Origin of the sequence: Ruoffia halotolerans, assembly GCF_014049385.1 — a bacterium.
Lineage (GTDB): Bacteria > Bacillota > Bacilli > Lactobacillales > Aerococcaceae > Ruoffia > Ruoffia halotolerans.
The window spans coordinates 1-21,031 of sequence record NZ_JACAOA010000030.1; the positions used below are offsets into that span (position 1 = coordinate 1).

Sequence of the window (21,031 nt, forward strand, 5' to 3'; positions counted from 1 at the left end):
AACCTCTTGTGTGAAACACCTGCTTCATTTTCTTTAACTACCGTCAATCTTAGCTCTTTATTATATTCTTTTTCCATCTAAAAACCCCCTAAATCCATGTCCGGATTCAGGGGGGCACTACAAAATAAGTGCTGTTTTGTCACATTATCTAATTTCTAAACCTTCTATATCTTTCAGAGCATCTGTAATGTTAGTCATTACTTTTTCGATATCTTCGTCTTTCAATGTTTCATTCGGGTTTTGGAAAGTCATATGATAAGCCAATGATTGCTTACCTTCTGGAATGTTCTCTCCAACATAACGGTCAAATAACTCAATCGAAACTAAATACTGACCTCCATTTTCTGCAATCGTTGAATTTAATTCATGATGCAATAGTGTATCGTCAACTAATAAAGCTAAGTCACGTGACGTTGATGGGTATTTAGCAATTGGAGTTTGAACTAAATCAGCTGTTGGGTAAGCAACTAATTTATCTAATTCAATCTCAGCGAAGAATGTCCCTTGATTTAAATCAAATTCTTCAGCCACTAATGGATGAATTTGTCCCATAAATCCGATATCTTCACCCGCTAATGAAATAATCGCCGTTCTACCTGGATGCATCACATCAATCTCTGATGTTGATTTAAATTCAATTTGTGAAGCAATTCGTAAGCTTTCAAAGTATGTTTCTAACATCCCTTTTAGTACGTAGAAATCATAATTCTTTTTACTTTCATACCATTGAGATCCTTTATACTCTCCAGAAAGTAAAATCGCTAATCGTTCTTCTTCTTTCGGTTGAACATGTGTACCTTGTCCGAAGAAAACACGTCCTGTTTCATAAAAAGCTAAATCTTTATTTTGACGTGCTTGGTTATATTGTGCGATTTCCATTAAAGCTGGGAACATACTTTGTCTTAGAACCGTACGTTCTTCACTCATTGGTAATTCTAACTCTACTAATGAATGCTCGTCAGATTTTAATAAACTAGCATGTTCTTTAGATGTTAAGACATAAGTAATCGCTTGGTTTAAGCCTAAGCCTTCCGTTACAGTTCGTGTTTTACGAATTAATTGTTGTTTTTGAGTTAAACGGCCTGGTTGACTCGGTGTTGTTGGTAATGTTGTTGGAATATTATCATAACCATAGATACGAGCAATCTCTTCTAAGATATCCGCTTCAATTGAAATATCCCAACGTCTTGCTGGCACATCCACAATAAACTCTTCTTCATTAAACTCAACTTCAAAGCCTAAACGATCGATAATTTTAATGATGTCTTCTTTCGTTAAAGTAATACCTAATTTCTTCTCTGGAGAGTTATTGTGAACGCTAATTTGAAAATTATCTGTATTGAGTTGGTTAAACTCTTTAACACCATCAACGATCTGTCCACCTGATAATTGAGCCATTAATAAAGCAGCTTGTTCGCCTGACTCATTTAATTTACTTACGTTGATTCCTTTTTCAAAGCGAGCACTTGATTCAGAACGTAAAGCAAATTTCTTAGATGTCGAACGAACTCGTTGTGAATCAAATACAGCTGTCTCTAATAAGACATTCTTAGTGTTGTTCGTCACTTCCGTATCCAAACCACCCATCACACCTGCTAAAGCAATAGGTTGGTCTCCAGATGCAATGACTGTATCTGTTGGTTCTAATGTTCTTTCAACACCGTCAAGAGTTGTTAAACTATCTCCTTCAGCTGCTGACTTTACTTTAAGTGTTTTTGACTCTAATTGATCAAAGTCAAATGCATGCATAGGCTGTCCATATAATAATAAGAAGTAATTTGTTGTATCAACAATATTATTTACCGGACGTATTCCAGCTTTCATTAAACGGAGTTGAACCCATAGTGGGCTCGCTTTTACTTCAACGTCCTCAATTAAACGGATTTGATACGCATTTGATAATTCTGGACTTTCAACTTCAATTTGAACTTGTCCCAATTTAGAATCTTTTGCAAAGTCACGCTCTTCAATTAAATTAAATTGTGGTTTTTGATTATAAATTGCTCCCACTTCGTAAGCTGTTCCATACATACTTAAAGCATCGGCACGGTTAGGTGTAATATCTAATTCAATAATATCGTCATCTAATTTCATATATGACACAATGTCTTCGCCTACTGGGGCATCTTCAGGTAAGATAAAGATCCCTTTGGCATATTCTTTAGCAACAACACTGTCACTAAAGCCAAGCTCTTGTAAAGAACAAATCATACCATTTGAGTCCACACCGCGTAATGTACTTTCTAATATTTCCATTCCGCCAGGCAATACTGCGCCTGGTAAGGCAACAATCACTTTTTGACCTTGTTTAATGTTTGGAGCACCACAGACGATTTGACTTAAATCACTGCTACCCACATTAACTTGTGCCACATTTAAGTGATCACTATCTTGATGTGGCGCAAGTTCTACAACCTCACCGACAACAATATTATTTAAATCTTTACCAATATTTTCAACGGATTCAACTTCAATTCCTGTTCTTGACATACGTTCAGCTAATTCTAAGCCTGTAATATCTGATAGGTCTAGGAAGTCACTTAACCATTCTAGTGAAATTAACATATTAATTTTGACCTCCTTTAAATTGTTTTAAGAATCTTAAATCATTTTGATAGAAATGACGAATATCGTCGATGTTATATTTAAGCATTGCGACACGTTCAATTCCTAAACCAAACGCAAAGCCACTATATTTCTCAACATCAATTCCTGACAATTCTAGAACGCGTGGGTGAACAATCCCAGCACCTAAAATTTCAATCCAGCCTGTTTGTTTACATACAGAACATCCTTCTCCACCACACTTAAAGCAGCTCACATCAACCTCTACTGATGGTTCTGTAAAAGGGAAGAAACTTGGACGAAGACGGATTTCACGTTCTTCACCAAATAATCTTTGAACTAATAGTAATAATGTTCCTTTTAAATCAGCCAAGGTGATATCTTCAGCAATCACTAAGCCTTCCACTTGTTGGAATTGATGTGAATGCGTTGCATCATCACTATCACGGCGGAACACTTTACCTGGACTGATCATTTTTAATGGGCCGTCTTCTTCAAAATTATGGACTTCCATTGTACGTGCTTGTACTGGTGACGTATGTGTACGTAAAAGTACTTCATCATCTACATAAAATGTATCTTGCATATCACGCGCTGGATGATTCTTTGGTAAGTTCATACGTTCAAAGTTATAAGAGTCTAATTCCACTTCGGGACCTTCGACAACTTGATAACCCATCCCTAAAAAGAAATCTTCAATTTCTTCTAAAGTTTGCGTTAAGATATGACGTGTGCCGTATGGTTGAGAATACCCTGGTAATGTCACATCAATCGTTTCATTAGCTAATTGCTGTTCTAACTCTTTTGCTTTAATGAGCTCTGTTTGTTTCTCAAAGGCTTCATTGAAAATTGTATGGAAATTTTGTATCGCTTTACCTAATTCTGGCTTTTCTTCATTAGATAAGTGGCGCATTTCTTTCGTATATTGAGTTAATTCTCCTTTTTTTCCAGTAAATTTTACTCGAATTGATTGAAGTGCATTAGTTGAGTCACTCGCTTGAATTTTTTTAGCAGCATCTTGTGCTAAAGCTTCAATTGATGACTTTAATTGTTCAATAGTTGATGTCATGTTTTTCTCCTTTTTTAAATAAATACATAAAAAAAGCACGCCCCAAAAAAGGGACGCGCTACCGTGGTACCACCCTAATTCTTAGTTGAATAATAATTAATTAACTAAGCTCTTACGCCGGTAACCTAGGCTTAAGGTATCTTTTTCAAATTCTAATAAGAATTCTTTACAGATCCACTCCGAAATTGAACGTAGGAAACCGACTTATGTTATTTAGTTTCAGTCGATGCTAAATATCCCTGTCGATGGCGGTTCTTACTAGTTTCTTCTATGTGTTTAATAATTCATTATCTTATTATAGTAAGTCTTTATATTAAAGTCAAACTGATTAATTCATTTGATTTGGATTGTATGCTATGTCCATGGCTTTGACAGTATGACGATAAATGAAGCTAAATGCTCCGGTCGTTAATTCTGCAATACAACTGTGTTTATCCATTAAAGTAACAATCCAACTTTCAGCATATTTAGGCACGTCGCGTGTTGCTCCAGCCATATGCTTCAATATAATGTCGCATTCTAACTCAGATAACTCTGTAAGTTTTTTTGCGTTCTCTAATGCAATACGTGGATGTTCGAAATTATGACCTTTTCCTCCTACTTCATGCTTTGTTTCGCAATCGTAGAAAAATAAATCATGCAATAGTCCAGCTCTTGCAATAGCTTTTGTATTCAATTTTAGTCGTTTAGCCCAACGGTAACTACGGTAAGAAACCGATAATGAATGTAATAAGCGGTTAGTTACATGGTGATGCTTGTACATTTCTAATTTTTGAACCAACTCGTGATCTAATAAATCCTCCACGAGAGCTAAATATTCCGGATCTTTTTGCCATTTTAAAGTCAAATATATTCCTCCAAATATTGTGATTGCATTTATTATACAACAATAATTCAAATAAAGTATGAAAATAATATTAATATTACATAAAGTTCATGAAACATAACTGTAATAATTACATTTTAATATAATGGAATAATAAAATTCCAGTTGCTACACCTACATTTAATGACTCTGCATTGCCTAGCATGGGAATGAAGATTAATTGATCACTGATCGCTTGAATTTCTTCACTTACACCTTGCCCCTCATTACCTACTACAATCGCTACAGGCATTGTTTGATCTGTCTCTTTATAAGAGATGGCCTCTTTATTTAAGGCAGTAGTTAATACTTTTACCCCCATAGCTTTTAATTCTTCAATCGCTTGAGGTAAAGGCATTTCAATGACAGGTAAATGCCATAATGAGCCTTGGGTTGAACGGATGACTTTCTCATTATAGATATCTACAGATCCTTCTCCTATAATTATCGCATCACAACCTGCCGCATCTGCGGTACGAATCATTGTTCCTAAATTACCAGGATCTTGCACCTTATCTACTAGTAAATAGCGTGTCCCTTTGACCAATTCAGATTGCTTTCCTGTCGCTTCAACTTCAGCAAAAACGCCTTGCGGTGTTTGAGTAGCAGATAGTTCTTTGGCGATATCGCCATCAATCATCGTAATAGGTGTTTCTGATGAGAGACTTAATGCCTGACTATTCTGTTGATAATAGGCTTCTGTCATAATCCACTGCTTTACTGGAACTTTCCATTCAATTGCTTCTAATGCTAGATGGGTACCTTCAATCAAAAAACTTTGACTTTTCTTACGCCCTTTGCTTGTAAGTAACTTCTTCCAAGCTTTAACTTGTGCGTTTTGCTTCGAGCGGATAATTTCTTTCTCTAACATATTAACGTGTTAACTCATAGATTGCTTCAGTGTAAATTGCCGTCGCTCTGAATAAATCTTCTAAAGCAATAAATTCGTTTGCTTGGTGCATTGTATCTATTGAATCTGGGAATAAGGCACCATATGCAACACCTCTAGGCATTAAGCGAGCGTAAGTTCCTCCACCGATCGTTTGTTCAACACCTTTTTCACCTGTTTGTCTTTCATATACATCAAGAAGTGTTTGAACTAATGGATCATCACCTGGGACATAATGAGGTTCTTTTGAATCAGACATTGTCACTGTCGCATCATAGGCTAATAGATGCGTATTAATTTGTTCTTGAATTGTTTCTGGGTTTGTTCCTTTTGGATAACGGAAGTTCGCGTCAATATTAGCACCTTGTACGTCATTAAAATCAATGATACCAACATTCATTGATACATCGCCCATGAATTCATGCGTATAATTCACGCCGATCTTACTTCCATCGAAGCCTTCAAATAATTCACGCGCTAATAACTGAATTGTATCTTGAGCACCTTTTGAATCAAATGCGTAGTTTTCTAAAAACTTCGATAAATGAGTTCCAGCGTTCACACCTTTTTCAGGTGTTGAACCGTGGGCTGCTTTACCTACTAAGTTTAATGTTAATTGATTTCCTTCAATACTGCTGTCCCCAGATAAAGCATCATGTTCATCAATAAACTCTTGGAATGCTTTGGATAGGTTAGCAACATCATTCGTTTGAATAATTGCTGTGGCATCTTGTGGTACCATATTCGCACGTAAGCCGGCTGTTAATTTAACTAAATGATTGTCTGCTTCGAGTGTTTCACCTAATTTTAAATCAAAGATGGCTGATACATTTCCTTTTTCACCATTAATAATTGGGAAAGTCGCATCTGGTGAGAAGCCTAAATCTGGCATCGGCGCATGTTGGAAGTAATAATCCATACATTGCCATCCACTTTCTTCATCTGTTCCAACAATTAAGTGAATGCGTTTGTTGAATTTTACACCTAGTTCTCGTAATAATTTTACTGCAAAGTAAGCTGCCACTGTTGGACCTTTATCATCACTTGAACCACGAGCGTAAATACGATTATTAATAATCTCTGGTTTAAATGGATCCGTATCCCAACCAGTCCCTACAGGCACAACATCCACGTGTCCTAGTACACCTAAGAGCTCGTCTCCTTCGCCCACTTTCACGTGACCTGCCCAAGGTCCAAATTGTTCAGTTTCAAAACCGTCTTCGTTGGCCATCGCAAGAAACTCTTCTAAAGCACGTTTCGGACCTGGTCCCACAGGTGCTTCTTCTGTCGCTAAGTCATCTTCTCTGACTGATTCTACTTCCAGAATTCGAAATAAATCTTTAAGTAAGACGTCTTGACGTGATTCTACTTCTTGTAACCAATTTATATTTTTCATTATTAATAATGCTCCTTCACTAATTTCATTATTACTATTCTATCACTAATCTCTTGTTGCAAAAAGTTAAATAACTTATTCACAATGTACTTTTTTCATTCCATAATAAAAAGGTTAATGAATATAAGAATTGTTTTTTAAACATGCAATTTCTTATTCATTAACCTTCGATAAACTACTCTAAGCCGTATGGAACTAATAGATCCATCTCAGCTTCTGTTAATTCTCGATAGTCACCAAGAGCTAACTCGGGGTCAAGCTTTAAAGGGCCCATAGAAATACGGTGCAATTGGATAACTTCCTTGCCCACCGCTTCAAACATACGCTTTACTTGATGGAATTTACCTTCAGTAATCTCCACATGAATTAATGTTTGGGAAATTTCAGCGTGTACTTCCAGTATTTCTAAATTCGCTGACTGAGTAATAAAATCACCCAAATCAAGTCCTTTTTCAAACTTTTGAATATCTTCTTCTGTCACCACGCCTTCAATTAGAGCTTCATAACGCTTCTTCACTTTCTTCTTGGGTGAAAGTAATTGATGTGCTAATTGTCCGTTATTCGTCAAAAGAAGGAAACCAGTTGTATCTATATCCAATCTTCCAACTGGAAAGAGTTGCGCATGACCAAAGTCTAATTCAACCCAATCAATCACCGTTTCATATTCTCTATCTTCTGTCGCGCTAATAATCCCATCTGGTTTATTTAACATGACATAGTAATATTCTTGATACAAAACAGGTTCGTTCATGTATTGAATTGTATCTGTTTCAGGATCCACATTGTGTCCCACTTTTTTGATTACTTTATCATTTACAGTTATTGAACCACTCACAATAATTTTTTTAACATCTTTTCGTGAGCCATATCCTGCATGACTTAATAATTTATCTAATCGCATTACATTAACCTCATTTTATCTTGAATATCTTTAAATCGATTACCAATTAAGACTGATAACATGTTCGTAATACCGAGAACACTTCCATAAACAAGTACTGCCATAATGATGACAATGCCGATTTTAAGGAAAGTTAATCCGCGTCCGACCGGACCGAACAGAAGGTTTAATGATTGATTCCACATAGCTGCTGAAACTGTCATTAATGCCGAAGCAATGAGTATCTTAATAATACTGCTATTCAATCTACGGTAATTAAAGTCTAATTCACGACTCAACTTGATCCACATCAATACAGTTGAAAATAGGAAACCAATAGCCGTTGAAACTAACGCACCATGTGCTTCAAATAAAGCAACAAATGGGAATTGTAAAATTGCTTTAACTACAAGTCCAATTAATAGGAAACGTACCGCTAAGCGACGATAATTCATCGATTGTAAGATTGTCGAGAACACCGTATAAGCCCCTAGTACGATACTAGAAATTGAGGCTGTAATTAAAAGTCCTGGCCCTGCTTCTGATCCATTTGGATAGAATAAATAGTAAATATTATTAGCAATTGATGCCATTCCTAATGCTGCTGGAATCATAACGATACTGAATAATACCGTAATATGTTCAACTAATTCACTCGTACCTGCAATGTTTCTTTGTGCAAATTTCTTCGAAATAACGGGTACTAAAGAAGAAGCCAAGGCAACTGCTAATGAAATAATAATCATCACAAGTTTATCCACATCTAAACTTAGAACCCCATAGAGTTCTTCAATCTCAGTGAATAATAAGGCTGACGTTGATTCTAAAATTTGTCCGAAAGTATATGTATCAATTAACTGAGCGATAATAATTCCTGATCCTAATAAGATAAATGGAATACTATCGACAACCATAATTTTGATACTTTCTTTAAAGTCTAAGTTCACATTGTTTGCCGATTTAGCAATTAAGCGTTTAGCTACTGGTAAGCGTCTAATATATTCAAATATTAAGTACAATAGTGCTCCTAAAGCTCCAATAAAGGCCGCAAATGTTGAATGAACAACAGCTTGAGTTACTTCACCACTATAAATCATCATAATGGCGTAAGTAGCTGCTAATAAGTATCCAACACGAGCAAATTGTTCAATAATCTGAGAAATAGCGGTTGGTTTCATGTCATTAAATCCTTGGAAATAACCACGGAGTAAGCTCATTGCCGGAAGAATTAATAGTGCCGGTGATAATGAACGAATAACCATCGTCGCTCCTTCAACATTGGTTGTCGAAGTATTTTCTGCTAATATTGGCGCGATTAAGAATAACAATCCGCCTGATATTACCCCGGTTAACAACATAATAATTATACTGTTTTTGAAGAGCTTATCAGCTGTTTTATACTCTTTTAAAGAGTGATAATAAGCCATTTGTTTTGCAATTGAACTTGGGAAACCAGCCGTCGCTATTGCAAGCATTAATGAATATGGCTTGTAACCCGCACTATATAGTACGTTGGCTTGCGTATATTCTGCTCCTAACCATGTTGCCCATGGAATGACATAAAGCGCTCCAATGACACGAGAGAGAACATTACCAATGGTTAACCAAGAAGCACCACTTGTAATCCCTGACTTCTCATCTTCTTCATCCGATTCCGCTTCGAGTCGTTCCTCAATGACCGTATCGTTTTGAGAGTAATATTCATTTAACACTCGATCCGTTAGAATGGGGTTTTCAATGATATCTGTATCTTGGCTAATCTTCTCACTTAATTGATCTAATTCTTCGTCAGTGAGGTCTTTATCTTTAAATTGTTCGTCGATATCAGATTCAGAGTCTGTTCTGCTGTTTACTTCTTCGTCAAAGTCTGATTCAGTGATTTCGTCTTCAAATTCGAAAGATGTTTCGAATTGAGACTCGCCCCCTTCTAATTCAGTGCTACTCATTGCGTCATCTTCATCGAGACTTTCTAAGTCTTCGTCAGATTCACCATCTTCTGGTTGATAGCTAGCTTCGATACCACTTTCTGCCGGATAAACTTCTTGATCTTCTTCATCAACTAGTTCAGTATCAATTGATTCTTCCTCATCTAAGTCGCTGTAATCAGGAGTCAGTTCCTCTTCTGTAGCTAATTCCTCCGTATAATCATCTTGATTTAACCAATCGGTTTGATTCACTGATTCTTCGAATTCAAGATTATCTTTCGCATCTTGTTCTGCTTCTTCTTGTTCTTGGTCTGATTTATTAATTTCATCAGAAGAAGAGAATAAGTTTTTCACAGAACTGAAAAGTCCAGTCTCACTCTTTTCTAGTTCTTTAACTTTAAAATTGTCAGTTTCAATTGAATCCGAGTAATTCTTACCTTCAACTTCAGAACGGTCTTCTGTCTTACGGGAGAAAAGTTTTTTAAATACAGAATCTTTCTTTTCTTTGTCTTCTGATAATCTTTTTTCACTTTCTTGGAATTGATTATAATCTGTAATATCTTCCAATTCTGTTAGATCATAGCGTTCTTCAAATGTTGGTTTAAAAACATCACCAAATATTTTTTTTCTCTCTTTAGGTTTTTGCTTTTCTTGTTGTTCTTTTTGCTTTTCCAACATTTCTTTTTCTCTATTTCGTTCACGCAAGGGCTTATAACGAAATTCATTCCCAGTCGGTGTGCTAGATGATGGTTCAGCTTCAGATGTCCTTACTCCATCAAAATCTTCATCTCTTACGGGTCGATTTAGATTCTCTAATTCTTCCTTAGTCATTTCAGTTTGAGCAAAATAATCTCCATCGATTGGCTGTCGATTCGGCCGACGAAGGATATTTTTTTCTTCTTCGGTAAACTCTATGGTCTGAAATTCGTCTCTATTATAAGGTTGTTGATTAGATAAATCATTCGAATTATCTCGATCATTGTGCTGTTTACTCAAAGCACTTCCTCCTTTAAACTAGTTTGCTACTATGTTCACCAAACGATTCGGTACAACAATTACTTTACGGATTGTTTTCCCTTTTATGGCTTCTTGTACAGCCTCTTGACTTAAAGCTAATTCCTCAACTACTTCTTTATCTAGATTAATATCAATATCTAATCTTGTAACTAATTTACCCATCACTTGAATAACAATTTCTACTTGGTCATCCACCGTTAATTCTTCAACAAACGTAGGCCAAGCTTCTTCTGAAATACTTTCAGTATGACCTAGTTTTTCCCAAATCTCTTCTGCTAAGTGTGGTGCTAATGGTGCAAGTAATTTTACAAAACCTTCAGCAAATTGAATTGGTAAAACATCCGCATCTTTAGCTTCATTTAAGAAAATCATCATTTGTGAGATTGCTGTATTAAAATGTAATTGTTCATAATCTTCTGTCACTTTTTTAACTGTTTGGTGATAAACTTTTTCTAATTCTTTACTATCTGACTCTTTGACACTATCTGCCAATGCTAAAGTATCTTCGTTAATTACCAGACGCCATACACGATCTAAGAAACGACGGCTACCTTCTAATCCATTCTCGCTCCAAGCAATTGAAGCATCTAACGGTCCCATGAACATTTCGTAAACACGTAATGTATCTGCTCCATATTCATTCACTACATCATCTGGATTAACAACATTACCTTTTGATTTAGACATTTTTTCATTGTTCTCACCTAGAATCATACCTTGGTTAAATAATTTTTGGAATGGTTCTTTCGTTGGAACAACACCGATGTCATAAAGAAATTTATGCCAGAAGCGAGCATATAGTAAATGAAGTACTGCGTGCTCTGCTCCACCAATATATAAATCAACATTTCCCCATTTTTCTAAGGCTTCTTGAGAAACCAATGCGTCTTCATTGTGAGGATCCATAAAGCGTAGGAAGTACCATGAACTACCTGCCCATTGTGGCATTGTATTTGTTTCACGACGGCCTTTCATTCCTGTTTCTGGATCTGTAACGTTAACCCACTCTTCAATGTTTGCTAATGGTGATTCTCCAGTTCCGCTTGGTTGAATTTTGTCTGTTACTGGTAAAGTAACTGGTAGCTGATCTTCAGGAACAACTGTTGTTGTCCCATCTTCCCAATGAATCAATGGAATCGGCTCTCCCCAATAACGTTGACGAGAGAATACCCAATCACGTAAACGATAATTAATTTGTCGTTCACCGAAATCATTCTCTTCTAACCAAGTATTCATCTTTTGAATTGCATCTTCTATGTTTAATCCATCTAAGAATTCAGAGTTGATGTGTGGTCCTTCGCCATAATATGGCACTTCTTTTTCTGGCCCTTCAATCACTGGTACAATAGGTAGATCATATTTAGTGGCGAATGCAAAGTCACGTTCATCATGAGCTGCTGAACCCATAACCGCACCCGTACCATAGGAAGCAATCACGTAATCAGCAATCCAAATTGGAATTTCTTGTTTTGTTGCTGGGTTAATCACATATGACCCTGTAAATACACCTGTCTTGTCTTTATTTAATGATGTTCGTTCTAATTCACTCTTAGTTTCAACTTCACTAATATATGCACGGACTGCTTCTTCTTGGTCTGGAGTCATTAAGTCATTTACAATATCTAACTCCGGTGCTAATACAACATAAGAAGTCCCAAATAACGTATCAGGTCGCGTAGTATATGATTCGATGACTTTATCTGAATCTGCAACTTGGAATTTAATCATAGCACCTTCAGATTTACCAACCCAATGTTTTTGCATTTCTTTCACACTGTCTGGCCAGTTAACTTCATCTAAATCTTCAATTAATCTTTCAGCATATTCAGTAATTTTTAAAACCCATTGTTTCATTGGGCGTCTATAAACAGGATGTCCCCCACGCTCAGAAACACCATCAATTACTTCTTCATTCGCTAATACAGTTCCTAATGCCGGACACCAGTTAACCATCACATCATCTTGATAAGCCAAACCTTTTTCAAATAATTTTGTGAAAATCCATTGTGTCCATTTATAATAATTTGGATCCGTTGTATTAATCTCGCGGTCCCAATCGTAACTAAAACCAAGTGATTTGATTTGACGTTTAAATGTGTGGATATTGTGTTCTGTAAAATCAGCAGGGTTATTCCCTGTATCTAAAGCATATTGTTCTGCTGGCAAACCAAAAGCATCCCATCCCATTGGATGTAGAACATCAAATCCTTGAGCACGCTTCATACGAGCAATCACATCCGTCGCTGTATACCCTTCAGGATGCCCAACGTGTAAGCCTTGTCCTGATGGATATGGGAACATATCTAACGCATAATATTTAGGATGATTGATACCACGATTTTTTGTTTTGAATGTTTCATTCTTGTCCCAATATTCTTGCCATTTCTTTTCAATGATACGATGTTGATAACTCATTTTCTTCCTCCAATAATCTATAAATTCTTTTTCATTATACAATATTTACAATAAAAAGTGAAAATTGCACTGTTTTAATCTATTTAAAACCAAATTCTCTCAAAAATAAAAATACCCTATATTATCTAGCATATTCACTAAATAATATAGGGCGAGTGACCGCGGTACCACCTATGTTTATGACAAAAAAGTCATCTTAAGTACCTTAACGCGGTCAACACGTCTTACTCTATCATTACTTTCAAGTAAGCACCTAATTAGACGAGTTCAACAAAGCGATTGACTTATTTTCACCAACCATAAGCTCTCTAAACAATGACTTTATTTACTATTTCTAAGTAAAGTTTTGTATAAATTCTTTTTGAATTATATCAAACTAACTGAATTAGTTCAATCCAATTGTTTGTCCAATAAAGATTGTTGTTGTACCGTTATTCTTTTCTATTAATTCATTAACATCTAAACCATTACGAGTTGCAATACTGTATAAAGTATCTCCAGCTGCTACTGTATATGAAGAGTTTGTTGGAGCTTCAATATTTGGTGCCGCTTCAGGTTCAGCAATTGTTGTTGGGGTATTATCCACATCAACAACAGTTGGTTGTGCTTCTACGTTAGTTTCAACTGTAGAAGTTGGTGCACTTGGTGTAGCACCTGAAACTTTTAATACTTGTCCCGGATGGATTAAATTGCTTGATAAGCCGTTTAATGCTTTCAATTGATTTAATGACATACCATGGTTTACTGCGATACGGTATAGACCGTCGCCAGCCTTAACAGAGTAAGAACCAGATGTATTAGCTGAAGCATCATTGTTAGTAGGTTCAGTTGGTTTAGTATTTGTCGAATCTGTAGCCGGTGCCACATTATTTAAAGACTCAGTGTTTCCTTGAGTTGCTCCACTTACTTTTAATACTTGACCTGGATGGATTAAGTTACTTGAAAATCCATTTAATGATTTAAGTTGGTTCAACGTCATACCATGTTTACGAGCAATCGCGTATAAGCCATCGCCACGTTTAATTGTATATGACCCACCCACACTTGTAATTGCTTCAGTGTTTTCCGAAGTGTTATCCGAGTTTGTTGGTGGTGTACTTGGTTTTTCAATAATTGTTGAGTTACCAGGTAATTTAATGACTTGACCTGGATGAATTAAATTACTAGTTGTACCGTTCGCAGCTTTAAGGGCATCAACTGTCGTTCCAAAACGACGTGCAATCCCCCAGAAACCATCTCCTGCTTTAACTGTATAGGTTCCTGCAATTGAACCTGCTTCGTTAGAACCTGTATTAGTTTCTGGTGTAGAAGGAACGACGCTTACTGGTTTATCTGAACTTGCTAAATCATATTGTGTTAAATTATTTTCAGCGATGATACGGTTTAATTTGTCTCCGTAACGAGTATCTGTTGCATAACGCCCAGTTAAATGAGCCGTTGCATCTTGATACGAGTTCGTATTGCTGTATCGTACACCTGAATAGAAGTTATAACGCCAGTTATTTACATCGTTATCACCTGTTAATAACGACGCGTAGTCTGTTAAAGACTCACCATAGTTATCGTAACGACGGAAAGAATCTTTGATTTGATAATACTCACCCGATCCATCGTCTTCTAATGTATCTTTTACAACAGAATTTCCGTTATATTCACCTTTAATTCCAAATAAATTGTAGTTAGGTGCTTTTGATAAAGTACTATTACCCCATCCTGATTCTAAAGCGGCTTGGGCAATCATTACTGATGCGTACAAGTCATTTTCAGCAGCAATTTGTTTTGCGTAATCCGTAATTAATCCTAAAAAATCTGATTGGCTAACACGACTACTTGATTGTGCTTGTACAACAACAGCGTCATTCGCTGACACATGACTTAAGACAGCACCTGCAGCCATAAGCACTAATCCAGCATTGATATGTTTCATTGCCTTTTTAGCTTTATTTTGTTTTACTAATTTTGCCTTGGCTTTCATTATTTCATGTCTACTCTTCACTTAATTACCCTCCACTATCAAACTATATAATAATATATTATAATCTTCGTCTATTATATCTAATTTAATTCATTAAAAGTTCACATTTCAAGTCTTTTATTTTAGTTTTAATATATGTAACATGAATGTAACAGAGGAGGAATATAAAATGTACAACGCTTTACAATACAGTCATCAACTCTTAAAACAACAGGTTCAAAAAAATCCCCAAGGATTATTCATCGATGCAACCCTTGGGAATGGCCATGACAGTGCCTTTTTATTATCGTTAAAAGATTTTACGGGTTCTCTTATTGGCTTCGATATTCAAGCAATAGCCATTCAAAATTCAAAAAAAAGAGTAGAATCATTAGATCATTTTACAAAGGCATCGTATAAATTTATTTTAGATTCTCATGACAATGTTTCTGATTATATTGATGACAATCTTGTCCAAGGAGCTATTTTTAATTTAGGGTATCTTCCAGGTGGCGATCATAATGTAACGACAGAGTTTCCAAGTACTTTGAAAGCGATTCAGGATATATTGAATAATTTGGCTCTTCACGGACAAATTATCCTCGTTATATATTCTGGTCATGACAATGGTATGACTGAAAAAACAAAATTATTTGAAAAATTAGAAAAACTTCCGCAAGAAGAATATCAAGTATTGGCGTATCAATTTATCAATCAAATAAATCATCCCCCAATGCTCTTAATTATTGAAAGAATAAGATAATTTATTCTTTCTTTTTTAGTTATTTTTTATTTAAAATATTGTAACCCCTTTAAAAATGCATAATTTTATAATGTAATTTTTAATACATTAGCAAAAGAGTTAAACTATTTATATAAATATCTTTTATGACTTGTTAATCCCAGATATTTCACTTGTCATGTTTGCAACCTTACTTGGCCTATCCTTACCCAAAGTGTTTCAAAGTCAGTTTTATAGTTAATTTCCTATTTTGCAGGTTTACTTGCCTACACCATAATGTTAACAGTAACCTTCATGGGATCACGACAACGATTTATAGAAAAACACTTTACCATCCCTGAAATGTATGAAATTAACTCATTAACGGGCGTTGTTCTTTCGATTATGGGTATTATTCATATTATTATCCATTGGAATAGCTTCCGTTGGATTACTGAGATGTCAACCGTTTCTCAAACAGGTTTCCTCGCTGTCTTCTCATTAATTATCGTCATATTTAGTGGTATATTCTCCCTTTCGGGTATATTTACTGATCGAATTCCACTATTACGAAAATTGAAAGAGTCAGTCTATAATCATGGATTGAGCTTATGGCTTCATAGACTTTCTATTGTAGTAATTATTGCAATATACTTTCACTTATTCTTACTCCCATTTCTAAATGAAAACATGCTTTTTATGACACTGCTGACTATCTATACAGTTGCTATATTAGGTTATTTGGTTATTTGGATTTAAAATTCTCTTTCGCACCAAAATTTGAATTAAAAAATATTAAACAAGGAATACCTTCATTAAGGGTATTAGAATTTGAACCGAAAAATGGTTCGCTTAAATCATATGTACCAGGAGGTTATTTCTTCATCCGTATAAAAGGTGCTGACATCACAACCGAAGGACACCCTTTCTCAGCATCGAGTCCAAAAACATCTGAATATTCGAATTCATTTGAGTTTATGATAAAAAAAGCTGGAGATTGGACTGGATCTTTACAAAATGTCAATATCGGAGGTGTGGCTACTTTGGAAGGGCTTTACGGAAATTTCTTCCCAAATGAAGTGCAAGAATCTAAAGATCCTTTTGTCTTATAAGCGGGTGGAATTAGTTTAAAATCCAATTTGAGTATCTTACGTCACGAACATGAAAAGAACTCAAACCGTAGATTTCATCTGGTATGGGCTTAGCGCTTGAAGAAGATATGTTTATGATTTATGAATTTAAAGCCATGAAAGCAGCGAATCCAAATTTTTTTTATGATATTATCTTTTCAAATGAAGAAGTTGAAGGCTTTCCTCATGGCTTTATCACGCATAAATACTTAGAAGAACTTGCTGTAAGTTCACTTTATCAATCTGCCAAATTTTTTGTCTGTGGACCACCGCCAATATTAAATGTATCAAAAACTTTATTAGATAAACAGAATCTTCCTGATGACCATATTTATCTTAATGAATTTGGTTTCTAGTCACCTATTATTTTTCTATCCATTCTTGTTTGGCTACTGACGACTTTATTGTTTACAGATGAATTTATTTTTAATAGTGGCGAAAAGGAAAGTAATCAAGTTGACACTGCGGAAGTATCAGATGATACTTTCACCGGCTCTGCTGAAGGTCATAATAATCAGTTAACACTGAATGTAATAGTAGAGAATGGGGAAGTAAGTCAAATTGATGTCACTGCACATAGTGAGACAGATAGCATCTCAGATCCTGATTTCGAACAAGTTCCCGAACAAATCATAGAATCAAATTCAACAGATGTTGAGATTGTTTTGGAGCACCTTTACATCTGAAACAATTATCAATGCTGTCAATAATGCTTTGGCAGAGGAATCGAGTGAAAGTTCTGAAGGTATCGCTCTCAAAGATTTTCCTGACGGCACCTATACTGGAACATCAGAGGGAGACAATGGTCTTATGACCATCGATATCACAGTAGAAAGTGAAGAAATAACCGACATTAATGTAGTTTCTCGTCTGGAAACGAATGGCCTTTCTGATCAAGCCTTCGAACAAGTACCAAATCAAATCAACGATATTAATTCATTAGATGTAGAGACAGTTTCTGGTGCTACTTTCACATCTGAAGCAATTCTCGAAGCTGTAAAAGACGCCCTGTCTCAAAATTAATAAAAAAACCCCTTTTAGAAAGCTTTTTTGACAGCTTTACTAAAGGGATTTTTATATTATCTAGTTTAATTGTGATTGGATTAAATCAACTTTATCTAATTGTTCCCAAGGTAAATCTAAATCAGTTCGTCCAAAATGCCCATACGCAGCTGTTTCTGCATAAATTGGACGTCTAAGATCTAACATTGAAATAATACCCGAAGGTGATAAGTCAAATGTATCACGAATTATCTTAATGATGACATCATCAGAGTAACTACTTGTACCAAAAGTATTTAATGAAATTGACGTCGGTTCACTTACCCCAATTGCATAAGCTAATTGAAGCTCAACTTTACTTGCAACTCCAGCTGCTACAAGATTTTTAGCGACATAACGTGCAGCATAACTTGCTGAACGATCGACTTTTGTCGCGTCTTTTCCAGAGAAAGCTCCCCCACCGTGGTGAGCAGATCCTCCGTAAGTATCTACTATGATTTTACGACCCGTTAAACCAGAATCTCCAACGGGTCCACCAATTACGAATTTACCTGTTGGGTTAATAAAGTAGGTCGTTTCTTCATCTAACCACTCTCTATTAACCACTGGTTTAATGACATGCTCTATAACATCTTCTCTTACTTGATCAAGTTCCACATCATTACTATGTTGTGTACTAATAACTAAATTATCAATCCGTTTAATCGTATTATCTTCATTAAATTCAACAGTCACTTGTGTTTTTCCATCTGGGCCTAAATAAGGTAAGATTTCTTCTTTTCTAACTCTTGCTAATTGTTGCGCTAATTTATGACTTAATGAAATAGGTAAAGGCATATATTCTTCTGTTTCGTTAGTTGCAAAACCGAACATAATTCCTTGATCTCCGGCTCCAATTAAACTTTGCTCTTCTTCATCTCTCGTTTCTAAAGCATCGTCTACTCCCATCGCAATATCAGGTGATTGTTCATCAAGCGATACTAACACTGCGACATTATCAGCGTCGAAACCATACTTAAAGTTAATATACCCAATCTCAGCAATTTTCTTACGAACAATTTGTTGAATATCAACGTAAGCTGTTGTAGTAATTTCTCCAAAAACTAAAACCAAACCTGTATTAACTGCTGTCTCACAAGCAACACGTGCGTTAGGATCTTGAGCTAAAATCGCATCTAAAATCGCATCACTAATTTGGTCAGCAATCTTATCTGGATGTCCTTCAGTTACAGACTCTGATGTAAATAATTTTCTTTCTTTCATAATGTCTCCCCCACTATATTATTTGGTTACAAGGCATATTCACTCTAGTACAAGTGAACCCTATCGGGACTTTTGATTTGTAACGAATGCAATTATATCACACAACCATTGCCTTTCACACTATAAGTATAAGATTCTGAATAATTGCTTCAATTGGTACCAATATTTTTCGCATAGATGCGAAATTAATGATAGAATGTATAAAGATAATTCATCTTCACAATAGTGACTAAGACTGAAAAACTCAATGGGTCAATTCAATGAAGTAAAGATGACTTGATATTTATTCTCTATGTTTAGGAAAAGAATATCAGACAAATATGTAATAATAAAATAATGATAGCTAAGCTATCGAATTTTTTAGATGAAAGGTATAGTCAATGAAGTTAATAACTCGTTTTTTACAAAATCCATACGTTAAAATATTCGTTTCTCCACTAGCATCCATACTATTTGGATTAATTCTAGGAGCAAGCCATACTGAATCTGTTCGGTGGCATTCAGTGTTACTGTTGATTCTAATTGTCGTGTTTGGTCAATTTATTGATCATTTCCTATATTTACGAATCGACAAACAAACCGCAGAAGTAGCACCTAATGTCTTATTGTATATACTTGAAGGTGTATTGTTAATTAGTTCTATTATCTTTATGTTTAACTCACACTGGATTATCAGTGTACTGCTCGTCTTTTATATTGTATTCATTCATGTGCAGTATATGCCATTTAAGATGACAGGTACAATCTATCACTATTTATTATCAGTATTCTTTAATGGGTTCATGATGAATGTCATCGCGTATAATTCACAAACATTTGCAGTAACACAAACATTTTTAATCAATACCATTCCAATCGTATTAATGTTTATTGTTTTAAACTTAGAAGTATTTAATTTGAAGAGTATCATTATTAATAACAAACAAATAACCGTTTTTCAACGATTCCCTGTTATTAGTATAGTAGTTTGCGCCCTTGCATTATTAAGTGGATTCTACTTCTCACTACCTTCTTCATCTTATTATATTGTTCAAATTCTATTTGTTTTACTAAGCGCCATAACGATGTTACCATTACTTGTTAAAACGCAACATGAAAAACAAACTCAAAACAAAATGAATTATATACATGCAGTAACCTTAATATTCACATTATTATACAGTTTGAGTCAATTGTATTAAAAAAGAACGAATGAAATGATAAAAGGAAAACTTTAGTCATTTTATTCGTTCTTTTTGTTTAGATTTTATAGAGTATTGTTGTTTTCTTTTTCGCTTTCTTCGCGACTCTCAGCTGCTTCATCAATTGTTTGATTTACACGAGCCTCAATTTCCTCTGCTTCTTTATAAGCTTTAGTAGACTTTTTACGAGCTTCTTCACGTTGTTCCTCACCTTCAGCAATTGCGTTTTGACGTAATTCTTCAGCTTTACGCGCAGCTTCTTCTTTTAATTGCTTTCCTTCGTCAATCGCTTCTTTCAAATTCTCATCAGCTGATGTATGAACACTCTCACGAGTTTCAGCTACTTGACGTTTTACATCTTCGACAGCTGAATCCGCTCGATCTTTGTAGTTTTCACGAATCTCATCAACATGACCTCGGCCTGATGCAACGGCTTGTTTTGCTTCTCCTTCAACTTGTTGAGCAATACCTTTTGCTTGAGTTTCAGCATCATCAGTTGCTTTACCAAACACTTCTTTAACTTTTCCAACAATTTCGTCTTTTTGACCTTCTAAGTTTTTCCATGTATCAGACATATCGTTACCTCCATTTAATTTGTTTATAATTTTAATATAGCAAATTAAACGATTTTAAGCAATAATACCGCTTCCAAAAATATAAAAATTGATCTTCTTTAACATACTGCACAATTTCTACTATGATAGTAACAACAACTCAAAAAATAAAGAACCATAATAGATATATATATAATATGTAATT

General features: G+C 35.3%; 18 protein-coding genes, 1 riboswitch and 1 other annotated feature. Of the genes, 7 read left to right on the top strand and 11 right to left on the bottom strand.

Translation table 11 applies throughout. The features are described from left to right. Positions 1 to 144: 144 nt before the first annotated feature. The 9 genes from pheT to HW423_RS09330 form a co-directional block, all read right to left on the bottom strand. Positions 145 to 2,565, bottom strand: coding sequence for a phenylalanine--tRNA ligase subunit beta (pheT, locus tag HW423_RS09290; protein WP_218931638.1), 2,421 nt, complete (start codon positions 2,563 to 2,565; stop codon positions 145 to 147). A gap of 1 nt (position 2,566) precedes the next feature. Next, positions 2,567 to 3,634 (bottom strand): phenylalanine--tRNA ligase subunit alpha, encoded by a 1,068-nt coding sequence (pheS, locus tag HW423_RS09295; RefSeq protein WP_218931639.1) that lies wholly within the window; start codon positions 3,632 to 3,634, stop codon positions 2,567 to 2,569. Between the two features lie 328 nt (positions 3,635 to 3,962). Further along, entirely contained in the window at positions 3,963 to 4,481 is a 519-nt protein-coding gene (locus HW423_RS09300) for an HD domain-containing protein (protein ID WP_235956444.1), read from the bottom strand. A 109-nt stretch (positions 4,482 to 4,590) separates the two neighbouring features. Beyond that, positions 4,591 to 5,370: a TrmH family RNA methyltransferase gene (locus HW423_RS09305; protein ID WP_218931640.1), complete on the bottom strand. Its 780-nt coding sequence runs from the start codon at positions 5,368 to 5,370 to the stop codon at positions 4,591 to 4,593. Position 5,371: 1 nt separating this feature from the next. Continuing rightward, complete coding sequence (pepV, locus tag HW423_RS09310) at positions 5,372 to 6,784, bottom strand: dipeptidase PepV (RefSeq protein WP_218931641.1); 1,413 nt, start codon at positions 6,782 to 6,784, stop codon at positions 5,372 to 5,374. Positions 6,785 to 6,959: 175 nt separating this feature from the next. Further along, positions 6,960 to 7,685, bottom strand: coding sequence for a pseudouridine synthase (locus HW423_RS09315; RefSeq protein ID WP_218931642.1), 726 nt, complete (start codon positions 7,683 to 7,685; stop codon positions 6,960 to 6,962). After that, the gene (locus HW423_RS09320; protein ID WP_218931643.1) at positions 7,685 to 10,585 is read right to left on the bottom strand and encodes a polysaccharide biosynthesis protein; all 2,901 of its coding nucleotides are present in this window, start codon (positions 10,583 to 10,585) and stop codon (positions 7,685 to 7,687) included. Before HW423_RS09320 ends, HW423_RS09315 begins: the two co-directional genes overlap by 1 nt. Positions 10,586 to 10,603: 18 nt before the next feature. Then, the gene (gene leuS, locus HW423_RS09325) at positions 10,604 to 13,021 is read right to left on the bottom strand and encodes a leucine--tRNA ligase (RefSeq protein ID WP_218931644.1); all 2,418 of its coding nucleotides are present in this window, start codon (positions 13,019 to 13,021) and stop codon (positions 10,604 to 10,606) included. Positions 13,022 to 13,165: 144 nt separating this feature from the next. Further along, positions 13,166 to 13,371 (bottom strand) — a binding site (T-box leader). Between the two features lie 35 nt (positions 13,372 to 13,406). Further along, a complete protein-coding gene (locus HW423_RS09330) occupies positions 13,407 to 15,017 on the bottom strand; it encodes a LysM peptidoglycan-binding domain-containing protein (RefSeq protein ID WP_328803162.1) in 1,611 nt (536 codons plus the stop codon). A 148-nt stretch (positions 15,018 to 15,165) separates the two neighbouring features. On the opposite strand from HW423_RS09330, the gene HW423_RS09335 reads away from it, so the two are divergent. The 6 genes from HW423_RS09335 (at position 15,166) to HW423_RS09360 (ending at position 17,849) form a co-directional block, all read left to right on the top strand. Continuing rightward, positions 15,166 to 15,738: a tRNA (mnm(5)s(2)U34)-methyltransferase gene (locus tag HW423_RS09335; RefSeq protein ID WP_218931645.1), complete on the top strand. Its 573-nt coding sequence runs from the start codon at positions 15,166 to 15,168 to the stop codon at positions 15,736 to 15,738. Between the two features lie 273 nt (positions 15,739 to 16,011). Next, entirely contained in the window at positions 16,012 to 16,455 is a 444-nt protein-coding gene (locus tag HW423_RS09340; protein WP_218931646.1) for a hypothetical protein, read from the top strand. After that, positions 16,446 to 16,808 carry a ferredoxin reductase domain-containing protein gene (locus HW423_RS09345; RefSeq protein WP_218931647.1) on the top strand — a complete coding sequence of 121 codons (363 nt, stop codon included), beginning with the start codon at positions 16,446 to 16,448 and terminating at the stop codon, positions 16,806 to 16,808. The genes HW423_RS09340 and HW423_RS09345 overlap by 10 nt, the downstream gene beginning before the upstream one ends. A gap of 83 nt (positions 16,809 to 16,891) precedes the next feature. Next, the gene (locus HW423_RS09350) at positions 16,892 to 17,182 is read left to right on the top strand and encodes a ferredoxin reductase domain-containing protein (protein WP_218931648.1); all 291 of its coding nucleotides are present in this window, start codon (positions 16,892 to 16,894) and stop codon (positions 17,180 to 17,182) included. 48 nt (positions 17,183 to 17,230) lie between these two features. Continuing rightward, positions 17,231 to 17,512 carry an FMN-binding protein gene (locus HW423_RS09355; protein WP_218931649.1) on the top strand — a complete coding sequence of 94 codons (282 nt, stop codon included), beginning with the start codon at positions 17,231 to 17,233 and terminating at the stop codon, positions 17,510 to 17,512. Beyond that, complete coding sequence (locus tag HW423_RS09360) at positions 17,487 to 17,849, top strand: FMN-binding protein (RefSeq protein ID WP_218931650.1); 363 nt, start codon at positions 17,487 to 17,489, stop codon at positions 17,847 to 17,849. Before HW423_RS09355 ends, HW423_RS09360 begins: the two co-directional genes overlap by 26 nt. Positions 17,850 to 17,909: 60 nt before the next feature. Here the strand turns inward: HW423_RS09360 and metK are convergent, their stop codons facing one another. Beyond that, positions 17,910 to 19,091, bottom strand: a complete 1,182-nt coding sequence (gene metK / locus HW423_RS09365) for a methionine adenosyltransferase (RefSeq protein ID WP_218931651.1) — start codon at positions 19,089 to 19,091, stop codon at positions 17,910 to 17,912. Then, a riboswitch (SMK box riboswitch) is annotated at positions 19,089 to 19,179 on the bottom strand. (Overlaps the previous gene by 3 nt.) A 292-nt stretch (positions 19,180 to 19,471) precedes the next feature. Between metK and HW423_RS09370 the strand changes: the two genes are divergently transcribed. Continuing rightward, a complete protein-coding gene (locus HW423_RS09370) occupies positions 19,472 to 20,272 on the top strand; it encodes a hypothetical protein (RefSeq protein WP_218931652.1) in 801 nt (266 codons plus the stop codon). Between the two features lie 65 nt (positions 20,273 to 20,337). Here HW423_RS09370 and HW423_RS09375 read toward each other — a convergent pair whose 3' ends face one another. Continuing rightward, positions 20,338 to 20,847: a CsbD family protein gene (locus tag HW423_RS09375; protein ID WP_218931653.1), complete on the bottom strand. Its 510-nt coding sequence runs from the start codon at positions 20,845 to 20,847 to the stop codon at positions 20,338 to 20,340. Positions 20,848 to 21,031 lie beyond the last annotated feature (184 nt).